Origin of the sequence: Burkholderia aenigmatica, assembly GCF_048627025.1 — a bacterium.
GTDB lineage: Bacteria > Pseudomonadota > Gammaproteobacteria > Burkholderiales > Burkholderiaceae > Burkholderia > Burkholderia aenigmatica.
Window position 1 is genome coordinate 49,416 of record NZ_CP184471.1, and the last position, 16,537, is coordinate 65,952.

Annotated in this window: 14 protein-coding genes; 1 reads left to right on the forward strand and 13 read right to left on the reverse strand. The window is 58.1% G+C overall.

Annotation, left to right across the window (positions count from 1 at the left end; genetic code table 11):
• The first annotated feature begins 130 nt into the window (after positions 1-130).
• A complete protein-coding gene (locus tag ACN8ZM_RS37980; RefSeq protein ID WP_025647495.1) occupies positions 131-811 on the forward strand; it encodes a helix-turn-helix domain-containing protein in 681 nt (226 codons plus the stop codon).
• Here the strand turns inward: ACN8ZM_RS37980 and ACN8ZM_RS37985 are convergent.
• The 13 genes from ACN8ZM_RS37985 to ACN8ZM_RS38045 form a co-directional block, all read right to left on the reverse strand.
• Complete coding sequence (locus ACN8ZM_RS37985; RefSeq protein WP_025647493.1) at positions 759-1,463, reverse strand: hypothetical protein; 705 nt, start codon at positions 1,461-1,463, stop codon at positions 759-761. The two genes, ACN8ZM_RS37980 and ACN8ZM_RS37985, sit on opposite strands and share 53 nt — an antisense overlap.
• 131 nt (positions 1,464-1,594) lie before the next feature.
• Positions 1,595-2,668, reverse strand: a complete 1,074-nt coding sequence (locus ACN8ZM_RS37990) for a DUF7146 domain-containing protein (RefSeq protein WP_025647491.1) — start codon at positions 2,666-2,668, stop codon at positions 1,595-1,597.
• Positions 2,669-2,727: 59 nt separating this feature from the next.
• On the reverse strand, positions 2,728-4,881 hold the full coding sequence (locus ACN8ZM_RS37995; protein ID WP_025647490.1) for a VWA domain-containing protein: 2,154 nt from the start codon (positions 4,879-4,881) through the stop codon (positions 2,728-2,730).
• Positions 4,882-4,938: 57 nt separating this feature from the next.
• On the reverse strand, positions 4,939-6,039 hold the full coding sequence (locus tag ACN8ZM_RS38000; RefSeq protein ID WP_025647489.1) for a DUF3150 domain-containing protein: 1,101 nt from the start codon (positions 6,037-6,039) through the stop codon (positions 4,939-4,941).
• 212 nt (positions 6,040-6,251) lie between these two features.
• The gene (locus ACN8ZM_RS38005; protein WP_025496630.1) at positions 6,252-7,580 is read right to left on the reverse strand and encodes a hypothetical protein; all 1,329 of its coding nucleotides are present in this window, start codon (positions 7,578-7,580) and stop codon (positions 6,252-6,254) included.
• Between the two features lie 421 nt (positions 7,581-8,001).
• Positions 8,002-8,436, reverse strand: coding sequence for a hypothetical protein (locus tag ACN8ZM_RS38010; protein WP_025496629.1), 435 nt, complete (start codon positions 8,434-8,436; stop codon positions 8,002-8,004).
• Positions 8,437-8,521: 85 nt separating this feature from the next.
• The gene (locus ACN8ZM_RS38015) at positions 8,522-9,595 is read right to left on the reverse strand and encodes a ribonucleotide-diphosphate reductase subunit beta (protein WP_025496628.1); all 1,074 of its coding nucleotides are present in this window, start codon (positions 9,593-9,595) and stop codon (positions 8,522-8,524) included.
• An 80-nt stretch (positions 9,596-9,675) separates the two neighbouring features.
• Complete coding sequence (locus tag ACN8ZM_RS38020) at positions 9,676-12,516, reverse strand: ribonucleoside-diphosphate reductase subunit alpha (protein ID WP_025647488.1); 2,841 nt, start codon at positions 12,514-12,516, stop codon at positions 9,676-9,678.
• Positions 12,517-12,917: 401 nt separating this feature from the next.
• Complete coding sequence (locus ACN8ZM_RS38025; protein ID WP_025496786.1) at positions 12,918-13,145, reverse strand: hypothetical protein; 228 nt, start codon at positions 13,143-13,145, stop codon at positions 12,918-12,920.
• A 112-nt stretch (positions 13,146-13,257) separates the two neighbouring features.
• Complete coding sequence (locus ACN8ZM_RS38030; RefSeq protein WP_025584639.1) at positions 13,258-13,731, reverse strand: single-stranded DNA-binding protein; 474 nt, start codon at positions 13,729-13,731, stop codon at positions 13,258-13,260.
• Positions 13,732-13,747: 16 nt separating this feature from the next.
• Positions 13,748-14,776, reverse strand: a complete 1,029-nt coding sequence (locus tag ACN8ZM_RS38035; RefSeq protein WP_025496728.1) for a hypothetical protein — start codon at positions 14,774-14,776, stop codon at positions 13,748-13,750.
• A 10-nt stretch (positions 14,777-14,786) separates the two neighbouring features.
• A complete protein-coding gene (locus ACN8ZM_RS38040; protein WP_025496729.1) occupies positions 14,787-15,392 on the reverse strand; it encodes a hypothetical protein in 606 nt (201 codons plus the stop codon).
• A 2-nt stretch (positions 15,393-15,394) separates the two neighbouring features.
• Positions 15,395-16,510 (reverse strand): AAA family ATPase, encoded by a 1,116-nt coding sequence (locus ACN8ZM_RS38045; RefSeq protein WP_025496730.1) that lies wholly within the window; start codon positions 16,508-16,510, stop codon positions 15,395-15,397.
• Positions 16,511-16,537 lie beyond the last annotated feature (27 nt).

Below are 16,537 nucleotides of genomic sequence, written 5' to 3' on the forward strand. Positions count from 1 at the left end.
ATGTGCCGATGGCTTGACAAAAACGCTTGACAAAATGGATTCAGAGGTATCCGCCCTCGACTTTGTCGTCCGGGGTAACTGACCTGCGGCATAATACTCAGCAGAAAACTCACTTTTTGGGTGCGCCACCATGGAAAAGAGCGGCATCGACGCCGTCAGGCAGACGTTCGGGAAGCGTCTGCATACGATTCTTGACGCAAGAGGCCTTCCGACTACCGGTTTTGCCCGGAGTCGGTACATTGCCGACTTAATTGGGGTCACATCGCCGACGGCATATAAGTACTTGTCCGGCGTGTTCGTCCCGAGCTATGACATCCTGATCGAACTGTCGAGACGTCTAAACGTCACGCCCGACTACCTGATCGGCGTGGGAAGCGTGAACAGCTACCTCCTCTACGATCCCTCCGGGCACAACCCGATTCAGATGTCTTTGCCCGAACGCATCAAGGAATTTTCGACCATTGGTTGGATCGGGCTGTTCTTCTATTGGAGCGTTTCCGCCCGAGAGGCAATGGATCTCCTCCAAGCCGGTGACAAAGTTGTCTACACAACCCAGAATCTGGGACTTGAGGCCGATCGGCATTACATCGTCCAATATGATGGATTGATGTACATCGCCAAGCTAAAGGCCTTGGTGACACAAACGGATGGCGCTTCTCAGTGGGAGTTCTCTTTCGAGGACAACACCGTGATACAGCTGGCTCAGTCGGACATTGGCTTTGGATATGCCGCCCATCAGGCGTCTCAAAGCCTCCACGTCATCGGATCGCCGGTGTATCGCCTGCCTGCTGGGCATGCTTTCCCACGTTGAAGTCCGTGTAGGCGGTGACAAAGTATCCGTCGTCGCCCACCACGAACACCCAATGACTCTCCGCGTGGTATAGCTTGGTGCTCCCACGCTCTGGATTCCGAATAGGCGACATTCCGGCCTTTGCGACCCGCTGCATCTCCTTCCAGGCGACGACCGCGCTGACATGATTCAGCCGTGCGCGGAACTGATCAAAGCTGTGCTGCCGCACGCCGACCTTACCGTGCCCCTTGACGTCCAAGAAGAGCTTGAGCGGCTCAGATACAGACAGATGCCGTTCACGGGTCTTGGCGCCCTCACCCACCCACGAGCAGTCCTTCTCAACGTTGAGCGGGACTTCAAGGAATTTCGTCAGAAGCAGCACCGCGTACGGATAAAGGTGCGACTTCTTGCTCCGGCCGCTTCGTAGATCCAGGATCGTCGGGTTGGAGATCGTGATCTCGATGCTCGATCCGCTCCGATTGTCTCCCATCAATTGGACCTCCTCGACGAGGTAGTGCAGCGCGCTCAACTCCGCGACAACATCCTTCTCGGCAACATCGGCATCCACCGTGACGTAAACGATGCCTTGTTTGCGCCCGAGACGCCACGTACACACGAAGCGCTCTTCTTCGGCTTGAGTATGGATGGTAAGACGATCGATCTGATTGCTCATTGAATATGCCTGACGTAATAGCGACAGGATACTGGTTGCGAACAGGCTTGCAAGGGGATGTCCGCGCCCCCATAAAAAAAACGCCGAGGTTTCCCCCGGCGCCTCCCGTTCAGGTCGTTTCCGACCTATCTTCATGACCGCTTTGGTAGCGAACGAACAAAGTCCAGCATGTCCGTTCCGGCCTTGGCTGGTGCGTACTTGATCACTCGCTTGCCCATCGCCTTCGCACGCTCAGCGAGCTTCTCGCCTGCCTGGAAGCCACGACGAACTCCCCGACTGTCGGGAAGATCATTGTCCTGGTAGATCCGCAGCAGATCGATGTCGTCCAGCACGGAGAAATCGAACTCCTCCATCCCGCCGGCGTCGACCATAGACCAGCAAGTTTCACGGCGAAACACCCGGACAGCCAGGGACGTTTCGATGCCCTCCGCAACACTCAGTTCCCGGCTAGTCGGAGCGTAGAGTCGAATGGCCCCTCCCTTAATTTCCAGAGAGAGTTCCTTCTTCTTCACGCTCGATACAGGGGCCTTCGCACCATCCTCCGTGAGGAAGGTGCGATGGATATTGCAACAGACACCATCCGGTCCTTGGATTGCCGCCACCATGCCGGGGAACTTCCCGACAAGAACAAACTTCTCGTCCTCGTCCTTTTCCCAATACGGCAGCGCAGGGTGAAACCGAAGGACAGCAGGAATATCAGCCGGATCAAGCTCGGGAAGGCGACCGGTCAGATACTTCCAGACCGGGTCACCTACCGAGATTCGCCGAGCCTCGTTCCAAAGCTTTACGTGGCGAGCCTTGCGTCGAGCAAACTCTTCCTTGCTCATCGGCTCGCCAGACCGGCGCGGTGCATCTGCACTGCGTGGACGTACCGGAGACTCGGGCAACCCCGCCCCAAGCGACTCCAGCACCCAGCGAACACGTTGCATGAACGTCTTTTCAGGGAATACCACGCTCAGCAGCTTGAGGCCGTTGCCGCCGCCGCATCCGCGGCAGTAGTAACTTCCATCACCGTACTTGTCGGTAAAGGCATATCGGTCCTTGCCTCCACAAAAGGGACACGGACCGTTTCGCTTCAGTCGCAGATACTGTTCGTCCAGGCCGGCCACTTGCAGCAAGTCAGGCCAACGATCATGCGAACGCGACTGAGCTTCGGCGACTTGCCTTTCATTTTCAAGCCGACGCTCGAGCACATCAACACTCATCGTCTACTCCTTTTGCTACAGCAGTTGAAAAAACCGGGGGATCTACCCTCGGGCCTGGCCTACGCCGCCTTCTTCAGAACGAGCTGCTTGCGAAGCAGCTCGAACATCTGGGTCGGCAGATCTGCAACCTCCGTGATACAGATGCTGTTGGGAATCACACCGGAGATATCGAGGCCGATACCAACACCCATCACCTCAATACCCCAACGCTGACACGATGCAACCACATCCACCACGCCTTCCCTGCTGTCCGGTACACCGTCGGTAATCGGCAGAAGAATCCGCCGGGTCGCCTTGGTCGACAACAGCGAGTACTGGCCATACAGCATCGCGTCTGCGAGCGGAGTGTTGTGGCCGTCCGCGCGAACCGCCGCAATCCGGCCTGCACGTTTCCTCACCGTCTCGCCGAAGCGATTCAGCACAAGAACATTCCGATCGCACTCCTCCGATCCGGCTGGAAACGCGGACGTAGCCACCTGTACCCCATCGATTTGCCCGAGAGCAATACCGAGCGCGGTGCATGTATCCATCGCCAACATCATCCGCTCCTCCTGTCGCATACTTCCGGAACGATCGAGAAGCAGATGAATCGCCACGTCGATGCTGGTGCGCGATGACTCCCGCTCGAAGATGTTCAGGTCGCCAGTCGACAGCCTGAGAGCACCCAGATTGGAAAGCCGTTCACCCGCATACGCATCCCAGCTTCTGGTTTGCGTCACCGCTTCCAGAGCCGTCGTCAATCTCCGACGCAGCGCGATCGACTCGCGCTTGACGCGCTGGACGATTTCGCCGTTGTCATCGATCTCTTCCGTGAACGGGATCGCGTTCGACAGGACGGGAGGCGCATCCGACTCGTCTGCCATCCCATTCAGCATGCCCTGAACTATTTCCCCGAGATCCTCTCCGGGGTTATAGCCAGCGCCTAACGCCACACGAACTTCTCGCGACGTCGCTTTCTGGGAAAGGTCCAACGACGACGCGCCCGAATCATTCACCTGGTCCTGCTGCTGCCCGTCGTCGGCCAAGGCGCACGCGCCCGTACCGTCTTCAGTAGCAGAGACAGAGCCAGGTTCTTGACCCGAACCATCACAGGATTGCAAATCGTCGCCCGGCTGCGAACCGTCACCGGGTTGCGAACCGTCGCCCGGCTGCGAACCGTCGCCAGGATCAGATGCAGATCCAGCGACGCTTTCCGGCTTAACACCGTCAGGCTGCGATTCGGCCTTACCGCCGGCGTCAGCAGAACCACCTTGTGTCGAGGACGGATCCTCGGCCGCATCGGAATCAGCGTTCGCGAGACCTTGCGAAGCGTCTCCCTCTTCGGTCGACGTCGCACCATCATCCGCGGCTGAATCGTCACCGTTGGCGCCCGCCGAGGCAGGCTGATCCGAAGCAGGAGCAGACTGAACGTCACCGTCACCACCGGATTCACGGTCTTGCCCGCTGTCCTCGGGCTGATCGCTATCGCCGCCGGATCCTGCTTCGCCGGTAGGATCGGAATCAGCCTTCGACGAATCCCCGTTGGCATCATCCTTACCGCCGTCTTCCGTGTCGCTCGAATCTTGATCCGGCTCCGAGTTCTCCTCTGCATACTGCTGCAGGAGCGAAACGGCCTCGACAGCGATCCGGGCGGCATCGGCCGACGTGTGTGCGAATTGAACCTTGCTGATGACCGTCAGATATGCGTTCGCAAAAGAACTATCGAACGCACTCGTAAGCCATTGCACTGCGATCGCCTCACGAGCCTCAAAAAAGGTTCGCTTGAGCTGCCGCCAGTTCAACGTATGCACCGTCGCGGTAATCAGAGCTTCAGCCAGATCGGAGGAATTCGACATTTCGCGAAGCTGCCCGTCTTTCGACAGGGTTTCGCGCATTGCCATAAAGATCCGATTGGCACCAGGGTAGCGCCGCTCCACCAGACCTTCAATGCGCACGTCCTCGAGCGCGTTGTAGATCCGAAAAGTGAAAGCCGGGAGGTCCATCGCCGCAACCGACTCGAAGTCGGTATGAACGATATGCCCCGCCCCTTCGTGGAGAACAAAACCGAGACCGAGGACTCGAGCCTTTTCCACTTCGATTGGAAGATCGGGAAGCACGATCTCGCTGGGATTCGCGTAGGCTCGATTGCCGCCTATGCGCACCTTCAGACCACACTTCTCCGCAAGCAGCCTGGCCGCGATCGGCAAGGCGCCTTTCAGCGTATTGATGTTCATGCGATTCCTTCGAGAAAGAATCGCCCCCGAAGGGGCGATTGTTACGCCCCTTCGGGTTTAGATCCCGAAGCCTGTCGCCATGCCCGGTTGGGGCGGCAAAGGCAACGGCATCGACGGAACTGCCGGGCCAGGACGGCCGACAGGTGCTGGCGAACCAGCGCTCACAACAGGCTGCATGGGTGCAGCCATCGGCACAGCGACCGGCGGTGCATCCCCCTCTTCGTCCGCCGCACCGAAGCGCGGACCGACGGCGAGGTTGAACGTCGCTGCGACGTCACCCGACTCAAGACACTGCTGGCCAAACGCGCGCATACGCTCCGGTCGTTTGAGGATCCCCGTCAGCCCCCAAAGGGTCGTCAGATGGATGCCCTCGATCTTGCCCTTCTCCGGCAGCAACTTAATGCTGTAGTCGATGGTCTCGATGATCGGACGTACACACGGGTCGAGGAAGGCGAGGCCCTCCATCTTCTCGCGAATCGCCTGCAGCGCGTTCTTGCAACGCTGCGTGACATATTCCCGAGCCTGGCCGTTCTTCTGGCCGCCGAACGACAGGGTGCGTTCTTCAAACGCCGCCGCTTCCTGTGCAATCTCTCGGAAGAGCGTCCCCGCCAGCCCCTGCTCGGCTTGCTTCAGGCCGCCCGACAGTTGGTCGAAATCTTCTTCCGACTCGCCGACGGAGCGAACCTTGAACGCCTGCCAGCGGAATCCCAGAGCACCTTCGACGTACGCCTTTTCGGGCGCTTCGTCTTTGATGATATGGGCCCATTCCTGGTTTTGCGGGGCGTTCTGCCACTCGAGGATCAGACGGTCGTAGTTCGATACGAGATGGTTACGCTCCTTCTCATATTCGACTGCGATTGCATCGAGATCATCTGCGACCAGCTTTGCCTTCCCGGCCGGGATGGCATAGCCACCGAGGAAGCGCACTCCGCGGCTTTCACAAGCCTTTTGCGCGCGCTTTTTGAGCTTGTCGAACACCTTGAGGTATTCGCTGTCGATGACCTTCTTGCTACCCAGCGACGCAAGGTCACCATGCGGCAGATCTTCGACTTCGCCGATATCGGTCGTTTTCAGCTTGCGCCGGCCGGACCAGATATGGGCTTCGATACTGAAACAGAGAACCCTTTCGAGGGTTCGGACTTCGTTTTGGTGCGACATGGAGATCTCCTGGAAACCCCGAAGACTCCATGCCCCCTACCGGGCATGAAATCCCCGGTAGGGTTGACAAACGAATGGCTGACTTAGATAGGTGTGCCAGCTACCCTTTCTGCGCTACGCGCAAAAAACCTCTTTGCAAACGCCTCGCTTTGCAAAGAAGTCTCGCGACTAAATGGGCCGGCCAAGCCCATATGCACGGCCGCCGTACGCTATCAGCGTACAGACACGCCCCAGAGGCCTCCCTGTTGACACCGCGCAGCGAGTTTCCCCACCTGCTCAGCGCCCCAGTTGTCCGGTACCAGTACCTCTGCAAGGTACTTCGTGCCGAAGGCTTCCGAAATCGCAGTATGCCATTGCAACTGCTGGCCGACCCCCTCCGCGGTTCGCACCGCATCGATACATCCGTCCGACGTCAGTCCGACGGCTTGCGCAGATACCGGACGGTCCGCAACCAGGGCCCACCCGAAAATCTGCACGTTCCTGAGTCCATACATGCGGACGCGCTCCGCCACTTCTGGCGACAGCAGTTCCGACATGGGTCCGGCATCGAATTCCACGCAATCGAACCATGCCGAAGCACCATGTTCCTGTGCGAGATCGCACGAGGCGTCATAGGCTTCATCACGGATCATCCCAGCCACCTGTACAAGCGCCGCGTTGGCTTTATCCGCAACCCCTGCACTCCCAAGCTTCTGGAGTGCCGAGGCAATGCCCGAGATTCCGATGGCGATGCGTCGGGCCTCACCGGATCGCTCCAGGTTCCCGCCGATCGCATGAACGTCGTGCATCGCGTCAAGATCGCGAACCGCCAGGCGGACGTGCTCCTTGAGCCGCCTGTCGTCGAGCTGGGTGTTCTTGCCAGGAATTTCCACGAGATAATCACACAGGTTCAATACGATCCCCGTGACCGCCTCGCTCGCGCCGACAAACTCCGAATCCGTTCCGAAGATGCCGCCGCAACCATCCCGAACCACTGAACTCTCGTCGAAAAATACTCCGCTGACCCCCGTCCCGAGAGACTCAAATGCGATCAGCGACTGCGCGACTACCGCGCTTGATCCGCGCCGGCCGTTGCCGACACGAACATACGTTTCCGCGGTTCCCAACGATGCCGCGTCAGCAAGATGATTCTCGCTGATCACGACCATCGGAAACGAACCATCCAACAGGGTGCCCCGTCGCGACGACTCATAGAGCCGTCCGATCGAGTGCAGAAGCAACCCGCGGGAGGAATCGATGGAAATCGTCTCATCCGTGGATGTCACTGGCGCCGACGTATCGACGAGCAGCGGCAAACCCTCGTGTCCGGCCATCACGACATCGGCCAGGACATCATATGCAGAACTCTCGCTTGAAGTAGCCAGACTGATTGCCAGTCTTGGGCTCAGACATGGGTCCGAGGCGCGCTCTTCTTCGGACGCGCGACGGGCCAACGCAGGAAAGGCGGAACGGGGTTGGGGAAGCCCATCAGCAATGCTGGGGAGCCCCCGCCCCGTTTGCACCATGATCTGGGTATCAGACACCTGGGGTTGGACGTTCATGTTGATCTCCTTGTCGAACGTGAACCCCGGAATCGGGGCCCCCCAGAACGTTGAGAATCGCTCTGGGGGGCCTCGAAACCAAGAACACTCGAAAGGAGAATTGCCTATCCAGAACGGAAAGGCAGGACGTGAGGGATAAACCCTGAGGCCTGGGGAGTCCAGATCAAACGCAGGACGGGCATACCAGGCAGCCCTTCTGTGCCGGAGCACAAAAAACTTCACAAGCATCCAACTCATGCATGCTTGTGACGTCTCAGGAAGGGAAAAGTGCCGATTTCCGGCTCAGGCTAGTATCGACCCCCAGCTAGGTAGCTAAATTATAGTACAGGTGAATTCTTGACGGAAAATTTTCGCGGCCATGTGGAAAGACCCTGCCGCGCAGGGTCTCGGGTCACACGGGATGTCAAATAGGTAACCACTTTTACGTTCCCGACGGCTGATGCTTCAGGAGTTGCCTCCCTCGAGCCTCGAGCCAGGAATCGACCTTCTTCGCACCCCAGTACAACATTGCCATCGCGAGCATGACTACCACGATGATGGCAATCTGGGAGCTCTCCCCCTGGATTTCAAACTCCGTTTCCAGAAAGGGCTTCCCGACTTCAAGAAGCAGGGCAATAACGAAGAAGAACAGTGCGTCCAGGAACACGTCCTTACCCAACTTCTTGCTGGAACCCTTTTCCAGAGCCTTCTCACGAAGACCTTGTGCTTCGGATTCCAATTCCCCGATTCGTTTGCGAGCCAGCTTCAGCTCGGTTCTCGTCGATTCAAGGTGACATCTGGCATTGGCCTCGCGAGCCTTTGCCTGCTCCACGCGAACTGCCCGTGGATTCTTGCTTTTACTGCGGTTGTGTTTCATAGACTTCTCCATTAAAAAAATGGCACCCGGAAACCCGGGTGCCGCACGTAGTCACTGCTGCTGGCAACGCCAGCGACCGCAACCATCAATCCCAGCTGAGAGCGCCGCCCGTCTGGTACTCGATCACTCGAGTCTCAAAGAAGTTGCGCTCTTTCCGCAAATCGAGCATTTCGCTCATCCACGGAAACGGGTTCGTCTCGCCCTCGAAATCCGCGTTGAGACCGATCTGCGTCTTTCGCCGGTTGGCAATGAATCGCAGATACCCTTTGAACAGATCGGCATTCAGACCGAGGACGCCGCGAGGCATGGTGTCCTCCGCGTACTGATATTCGAGGCGTACAGCTTCCTTGAATACCTCGTCCACCTTCTGCTTGAAAGATTCCGTCCACAGGTGCGGATTCTCCAGCTTGATCGCATTGATCAGGTCGATACCAAAATTGCAGTGCATCGACTCATCCCGGAGGATGTACTGGTACTGCTCCGCCGCACCCGTCATCTTGTTCTGCCGGCCCAACGACAGGATCTGCGTAAAGCCGACATAGAAGAACAGGCCTTCCATCAGACATGCGAAAACGATCAAGCTCAAAAGCAGCTTCTGATCGTTCTCGACCGTTCCCGTCGTAAACGACGGATCGGTCAAGGTCTCGATGAACGGGATCAGGAAATCGTCTTTTGCCTTGATCGAAGCAACTTCTCGATAGGCATTGAAGACCTCCCCTTCGTCCAGTCCAAGGGACTCCACGATGTATTGGTAGGCGTGCGTGTGCACGGCCTCCTCAAACGCCTGCCGAAGCAGGAACTGGCGACATTCCGGTGCGGTAATGTGCCGGTAGGTACCGAGCACAATGTTGTTCGCAGCCAGCGAGTCGGCAGTCGTGAAGAACCCCAGATTCCGGGTGATGATCCGACGTTCGTCGGCCGTCAAGCCGTTCGGGTCTTTCCACAGCGCAATGTCCCGCGCCATGTTGATCTCCTGCGGCATCCAGTGGTTCGCGCAACCGGCCAGATACTTTTCCCAGGCCCATTTGTACTTGAACGGTACGAGCTGGTTCACATCGGTCTTGCCGTTGATGATCCTCTTGTCAGCAGCATCGACACGACCGGTGGCGCCACCTGCATGCGCGTGAGCAACCGCGCTGAAGGATGAAGATATTTCCATCTCAAACTCCAAAACGAGAAGAGGCAGGACAGCCCGACGGCCGTCCTGCGATTAAGACATCACGAGTCCACCAGCAATTTTCACTGGCAGGCCTCGCACTCGTCGAAGCCCGGATCGCCTGGACGCATCGTGCAAGCCGGACCGTCCGCTTCCAGAGCCGGTTCCGCGGTGACCTGCGGAGCAACAGCGGCCGGAGCCGACGGGGTAACCGCGTTGAGCGTTCCCGATGTCACGGTCGACTTTTCCACGGACGTGGCCGCCATCGTGCGCAGGTAGTAGGTCGTTTTCAGACCGCGAACCCACGCCAGCTTGTAGACCTCGTCCAGCTTCTTGCCCGACGCGCCGGCGATGTAGATGTTCAGCGACTGAGCTTGGTCGATCCACTTCTGCCGGCGGGCAGCTCCCTCCACGAGCCACTTCGGGTCGATCTCGAACGCCGTTGCGTAGCGCGCCTTGATCTCCTCCGGAATGCGGTCGATGCGCTGAACAGACCCGTCGTAATACTTCAGGTCGGCCAGCATCAACTCGTCCCAGATGCCGAGCTTCTTCAGATCGGCAATCAGGTACTCGTTGACCAGAGTGAACTCCCCGGACAGGTTGGACTTCACGTACAGGTTCTGAAACTGCGGCTCGATACACGCCGACACCCCCACGATGTTCGAGATCGTCGCCGTCGGCGCGATCGCGATACAGTTGGAGTTGCGCATGCCTTGCTTCAGGATCTTCTCCCGCAGGCCGTCCCAGTCCATCGTGATGCTCTGATCGACTTCGAGGTACTGCTCGCCACGAGCTTCGGACAACAACTTCAGCGAGTCGAACGGCAGGACACCCTTCGACCACAGCGACCCCTTGAAACTGGAGTAGGCGCCGCGCTCCACTGCCAGATCCGACGAAGCCTCATAGGCGTAATACGCCAGAGCCTCCATCGAACGGTCTGAGAACTCGACCGCCGCTTCGCTGCCGAAAGGGATGCCGAGGATATACAGCGCATCCTGGTGTCCCATCAGGCCCAGACCCACCGGACGGTGCTTCAGGTTCGCCGCACGAGCCTTCGCCACCGCGTAGTAGTTCATGTCGATCACGTTGTCGAGCATCCGCATCGCAATGCGGACGGTACGACGCAATTTCTCGTGATCGATCTGGCCATCCTTGACGTGGTTGACCAGGTTGACCGAGCCCAGGTTGCAGACGGCAATTTCCACGTCGCTCGTGTTCAGCGTGATTTCGGTGCACAGGTTGGAGCTATGCACCACGCCAACATGTTGCTGCGGGGAACGGATGTTGCACGGGTCCTTGAACGTGATCCACGGATGACCGGTTTCGAACAGCATGCCGAGCATCTTTCGCCACAGTTCAACGGCCGGACGTCGCTTGTACAACTTGATAACGCCGGCATCCGCCTGCGCCTCGTACTGCACGTAGCGCTCCTCGAACTTTGCGCCATACAGATCGTGAAGATCCGGCACGTCGTTCGGCGAGAACAGCGTCCAGTCGCTGCCTTCCATCACGCGCTTCATGAACAGGTCGGGAATCCAATTCGCCGTATTCATGTCGTGCGTACGGCGACGATCGTCCCCGGTGTTCTTGCGCAGATCCAGAAACTCCTCGATATCGAGGTGCCACGATTCCAGATAGGCACAGACTGCACCCTTGCGCTTCCCACCCTGGTTGACGGCCACAGCAGTGTCGTTGACCACCTTGAGGAACGGGACGACACCTTGCGACTTGCCATTGGTACCCTTGATCCAGGCGCCCATGGCTCGGACGTTCGTCCAGTCGTTGCCCAGACCGCCGGCGAACTTCGACAGCAGAGCGTTTTCCTTCAGACCGTCGTAGATCCCTTCGAGATCGTCCGATATGGTCGTCAGGTAGCAGCTCGACAGCTGCGACCGGCGCGAGCCCGTGTTGAAGAGCGTCGGTGTGCTCGACATGTAGTCGAACGTAGACAGCACTTCGTAGAACTCGATCGCACGCGTTTCGCGCTCGATTTCGCCCCGGGCCAGACCCATCGCCACACGCATCAGGAACGCTTGCGGCAGTTCAATGCGACGCTCGTTGACGTGCAGCAGATAGCGGTCGTACAGCGTTTGCATGCCGAGATAGTCGAGAAGCCCATCGCGCTCCGGCCGGATTGCCGAAGCAAGACGGCCGAGATCGAACCCCTTGGACATATCCTCGGTCAGCAGCTCGGCTTTGACGCCATCCTCGATACCGCGGATGAACGCCTCGCCGTAGCCTGCCGCTACCTCGTCCAACGTCACCGGCTTGCCGAAAACGTCTTGGCCAAGCTGGAACGCAAGCACGAGCCGAGCGGCCGCTTTTGCGTGTTGCGGCTCGACCTCGATCTTCGTCCGCGCCGAAAGAACCAGCGCATTCTCGATCTCGGTCTCCTTCGCCTCGTTGTAGAGGTTCCGGACTGCTTCGTCGAACAGGTCCTTTGCAGACACGCTCTCGAGCCCAAACACCACGGACTCTACGATCGCAATCCAGAAGGCTGCATCGAACGGCACCACTGCACCGTCACGCTGGCGATACGACTTGATGTGATCGTACTGACCCATCGTCGGCGCCGGTGTGCGCTTCTGCGCAGCCATTTCGCGGTAAAGCACATACCCGCGTGCGACTTCATGCTCACCGCTACGCATGAGCGAGAGTTCCACCTGATCCTGAATGTCCTCGATGCGGAAAGCAGCGCTCTCCCCACGACGATTCAGTGCAGCACAGACGGCGTTGGTCAATTCCTCGACCTTCACACGCTGCGCGGCACTCAGGGATGACACACCGGCGCGATACAGATTGCCGTGTGCGTCGTACAGGAATGCCTTGGCGATCGCGCTTGCGATCTTCGCTCTGTCGAACGGTACGGTCTCACCATTACGGCGGATGACCATGTGTGCACCAATCAGATCTTCGCGTTTCATTTCATACTCCTACTGTAAAAGTTGTTACCCAGGTGAGAAGGCGCGAGGCCCAGTTAAACGGCCTCGCATCGAGATCGCTTAAGTGGATCCCGAATCAAGTGGGTGACAAGAATTCGGCAGGAAACTTTCCCAACGGGAAAGAGAATCCCCGCCGGGTTAAAGAACGTCGACCTCGACGATCGACAACAAATGAAAAGGACCGAAATCCCCGAAGCAGGTGATGCTTCAAAGCGATAGTCACCTACGTGACCGTGGCTAAATCCGTCAGCTCGGGAGCGAACATCGCTCAATAAAACCGGTTACTTCCCGAAGCGGATCCACTGGATCGGCTTGGGGAAGTCCGCTCTTTCGAGCGGGCTTCGGTTTGAGTGCGGCACACGCACCACACACAGAACATGCGGTCAATCCAGCACCGCGGCGACGAAGACGCTGTTCGTGGAAACGAACTGGTCGGGATCGACGGACTCGTTTTCCACCACCAGACCGATACCGTCGAACGCGACCTTCTTCACCATCGACTTGCCGTCGGCGTTGACCGTCACATCGCACGCGAACGTATTGCGCATGACCTGCTCGTTCTTGATGAATTCGACCAGTTCAGCGCCCGTCTTCACACGTTGAGTATTCATGTCCATCTCCGTCAAATTGAATTGTCGTAGGCGGACACGTCCCCCGGTTGGGGGACGTGCCCCCTTCCGGGAAAAACTCAGTTTCAAATCGATTCAGATAGCGACCAAACCTTCAAAAGGCGGGACCACCATCTTCATCGCCGTAGCCACCCGCATATGACGGACCTTCGTCACGGGATTGCTCGTTGCCACCTTGCTGCTGACCGTTACCTCGCGAACCTGCGTGCCCGTTGGACTGTTGGCGAACCAACTCGCCCTTCTTGGCAATCAGCTCCATGGACTGAACGTACATCTCCACCACCTTAAATTTCTGCCCGTTCTTCTCGTAGTTACGAGGTTTTACGCGGCAGGTGATGTTGACAACGTCGCCCCTCTGGTACTTCTCAGCCACCTTCTCAGCAAAGTCGCCGACCACAACGCAGTCGTGCCACTCCGCGACCTCCACCCATCTGCCCGCCTTCTTGTCGAAGTAGTCATCGTTCGAACAGAGCGAGAACTTCGCTACCGGCGTACCTGACGGAAGGAACCGTACTTCCGGGTCCTTGCCGATCCGGCCGTGAATAAAACAGACGTTCGTATTGCGCATACGGTTTCCTTTACTTTCAAAGCTTCACGACGTTGTAGGCGTTCTTCCAAGCCTTCCGCCCGTCCGGCTCTCTCCACTCGATACGACCGAGGTGTTCGATCCGCACGCGACTTCCAACCTCCGCACCACAATCGGCGATCGCACGCTCGAGGTCCGTGCCATAGACCGGCAGCGCATTACCGTGCAACTCATCAGCTTCGATGGTCACGCAGTACTGCTCGATCTGCTTGTCATCGATCTTGCGAGGCTTGACCCCGATCTCGACGATTTCGCCCGTGTACACCTTGGACGGACGGCTACGTTTCTGCTTCTTTTCCACGGCTTCCTTGAACGAGCTCGGCATGATTGCAACATCGCCGTCCTCTTTCTTGGATCGCTTTGCTGACTTTTCCGAAGAATCATCGGCATTACGTTTCGTGGAATCCTGTTCTTTCGATTCCGACTTCGGGCCCGACGCAGCAACAGGATCCGAAGAACCCGACGCTACGACTCGCAGCTTCACCTCATGCTCCCCGCGCAACAGTTTGTTCACCTGTGCAACGGTCGCCTTGAGGATCGACTCGATCTCGGACATACCCGAATACGAGATCTCCTCCAGTTCGCGGCGCTCGAAGCCGAGACGCTCGGAAAGGGTGCGGTCATAGATCTTCACCAGCCTCTTGACCTTACCGCCCGGGTAGAACCAAAACAGAACCGCCCCGAACCCCCTCTCGAACGTGATTGTCCGAGTGAAAGCAGCCGTGACCGGCCCTCTCGATACCGCAACGGTGGACAAGGACTTCGTCGCCTCCACCTTTTGAAGGTTCGACGTCTCTGCCGGCTTGACCGATGCGACTTCCTCCGCCCCCACTTCCGATACATCTTTTTTGCGGGAAGACTTCGCATACCGCAGGACGGCACGCGCCAACCATGCAACACCAAGGGTCGTACGGTGCAGCGCAACGTAAGCCAGTTTGAACACGAGTTCAACCGCGTCAAACACTAAGTCAACCAGCGACTCGGAAATAGTCTGCCGCTTCCGTGCCGTGCTAGCTTGCTGAGACATATCAACCTCTCTAGAAATTGACCAACGACCTCCCCACCGTAAAAACCGTTGGAGTGGTAATCAGTCCAGCTTTGACAGATGTTCCGTGGTGCTCCCCCATCAGGAAGTCGCGTCCAAAGAACGACATCATCTCTTTCCCACCACGATGGATGGGTACTTCATCGAGATCTTCACCCGTGCTATCCGGCTTCGCTACCTGAATGCCCAGACGCATCGCTGCGCCGAGTATTCCGATTACGGTTTGCGCGTTTGCACGTGTCCCTACAACGGTGACACCTTCGTAGGTTTCGACAAAACTCCACTCGGGATCGCTCCCGACGTATTCCGCCACCATGTCGCGGAACGTGGAATCGATCGAGCCGTTGACGACCACCAGCAGATCCGAGGCCTGTTCCTGTTCGACACAGCCCTCGTTCAACGATCGCTCACCGATCAACTCGAACCCAATGGACTCGAGCTGACTCTGAAGCGCTGACAACGTCGCCGAAGCCACGTCCTCCCCCTTCAGTTGGCCACCGGTAACGCCGACGAAAATGCGTGTCGTGTTGTCGGTGGCCATCGGTACAGCGATGTCGATCCCGTCAGAAATCTTGCGATACAACTGGACGGGAATCATGGTCAGGCACCTGCGGGTTGCATCGTGTGCAGGTTGTCTTTGCTGGACTTGTAGTCACCGCCGCCGAACGTCTGCGTCACGAGCTCGTGCACTGCAACGCGGACTTCATCCGAACAGGAAAGCGACCAGGCGCGCTCCAGTCCGTAATGCATCGGTGACTCGACCAAACTGCCCTGCGTCGAAGCACTCATCGCCTTCGAGACCCAACGGCGCAAAACGCGCGTCGAGATCGTCTTGTCGAGTGCCCCCGAATCGTCGGTCACGCCCGCGTACAACTTGCGGACCTGATTCGCGACGGAAACGAACTTTTCAGCGAGGACATGGGCCGGCAACGACGGCTGATACGGTGCAATCATCTCCGTGATCAACTGGACTTCGATGTCCTGCGGGAGATACCCGAACCAGCTGAACTCGAAGCGCTCGTCATTCGCGTTGTCCTGCGTATGACGTCCTTGCACCAGCCCTTTGTCGTCTTTCGGGTTGCAGGTCGCGTAGACGCGAAACCCGTGACGCGGAACAACCAGTTCGCCGGTTTCGGGAACAAGGTACGGCCGTCCCTCCAAGAGGAGGTTCAACCCGGTCATTTCGCCCGGATCGATGACGTTGTACTCGTCGATGAGAACCGACATGCCGAGGCGTGCGGCCATGAGCACGGGCCCGTCGACCCACGAAACCCCGCCGTCCTTGTTCGGGACGAGGCGGCCAATCAGGTGATAGGCCTGGGTTCGCGGATTGGCGGACATACTCAGCAGCGGAAGATTCAGGGAAGCGTGAAACTGCTGGACGCCCATCGTCTTGCCGGTGCCGGGATGGCCCATTGCACAGAAGGCGTTGCCGCCCGCCATGTAGAAGTGAAGCAGATCGCGTAGGTTGTCGATCGGCCACTTGTACGTCGGATCCTTTGCCGGAGTGAACACCGAAGGTTCGCTCAGACCGAGGATCTTTGCACCACGCATGCGTTCGATGCCGAAGCACGCGAACCCATCGAAGTGAACCCATTGCGGGCTCGCCTGCTGTTCAACAGGTGCCGCAGCAGCAGCGGCCGGCGCGGGTTCCTGCGAAGCCTTTTTGCGGGACTTCGTCGGAGCCGCGGCAGCTTGAGTTGCTTGGGTCGTCATGGAATTCTCCAAAAAAATTTGGAGACT

What these genes read in the sequence shown, in the direction of transcription:
- ACN8ZM_RS37985 (WP_025647493.1), bottom strand. Translation starts at nt 1,463, where the DNA reads ATGAGCAATCAGATCGATCGTCTTACCATCCATACTCAAGCCGAAGAA.
- ACN8ZM_RS38040 (WP_025496729.1), bottom strand. Translation starts at nt 15,392, where the DNA reads ATGATTCCCGTCCAGTTGTATCGCAAGATTTCTGACGGGATCGACATC.
- ACN8ZM_RS38030 (WP_025584639.1), bottom strand. Translation starts at nt 13,731, where the DNA reads ATGCGCAATACGAACGTCTGTTTTATTCACGGCCGGATCGGCAAGGAC.
- ACN8ZM_RS37990 (WP_025647491.1), bottom strand. Translation starts at nt 2,668, where the DNA reads ATGAGTGTTGATGTGCTCGAGCGTCGGCTTGAAAATGAAAGGCAAGTC.
- ACN8ZM_RS38035 (WP_025496728.1), bottom strand. Translation starts at nt 14,776, where the DNA reads ATGTCTCAGCAAGCTAGCACGGCACGGAAGCGGCAGACTATTTCCGAG.
- ACN8ZM_RS38025 (WP_025496786.1), bottom strand. Translation starts at nt 13,145, where the DNA reads ATGAATACTCAACGTGTGAAGACGGGCGCTGAACTGGTCGAATTCATC.
- ACN8ZM_RS38015 (WP_025496628.1), bottom strand. Translation starts at nt 9,595, where the DNA reads ATGGAAATATCTTCATCCTTCAGCGCGGTTGCTCACGCGCATGCAGGT.
- ACN8ZM_RS38000 (WP_025647489.1), bottom strand. Translation starts at nt 6,039, where the DNA reads ATGTCGCACCAAAACGAAGTCCGAACCCTCGAAAGGGTTCTCTGTTTC.
- ACN8ZM_RS38010 (WP_025496629.1), bottom strand. Translation starts at nt 8,436, where the DNA reads ATGAAACACAACCGCAGTAAAAGCAAGAATCCACGGGCAGTTCGCGTG.
- ACN8ZM_RS38005 (WP_025496630.1), bottom strand. Translation starts at nt 7,580, where the DNA reads ATGAACGTCCAACCCCAGGTGTCTGATACCCAGATCATGGTGCAAACG.
- ACN8ZM_RS38045 (WP_025496730.1), bottom strand. Translation starts at nt 16,510, where the DNA reads ATGACGACCCAAGCAACTCAAGCTGCCGCGGCTCCGACGAAGTCCCGC.
- ACN8ZM_RS37995 (WP_025647490.1), bottom strand. Translation starts at nt 4,881, where the DNA reads ATGAACATCAATACGCTGAAAGGCGCCTTGCCGATCGCGGCCAGGCTG.
- ACN8ZM_RS38020 (WP_025647488.1), bottom strand. Translation starts at nt 12,516, where the DNA reads ATGAAACGCGAAGATCTGATTGGTGCACACATGGTCATCCGCCGTAAT.
- ACN8ZM_RS37980 (WP_025647495.1), top strand. Translation starts at nt 131, where the DNA reads ATGGAAAAGAGCGGCATCGACGCCGTCAGGCAGACGTTCGGGAAGCGT.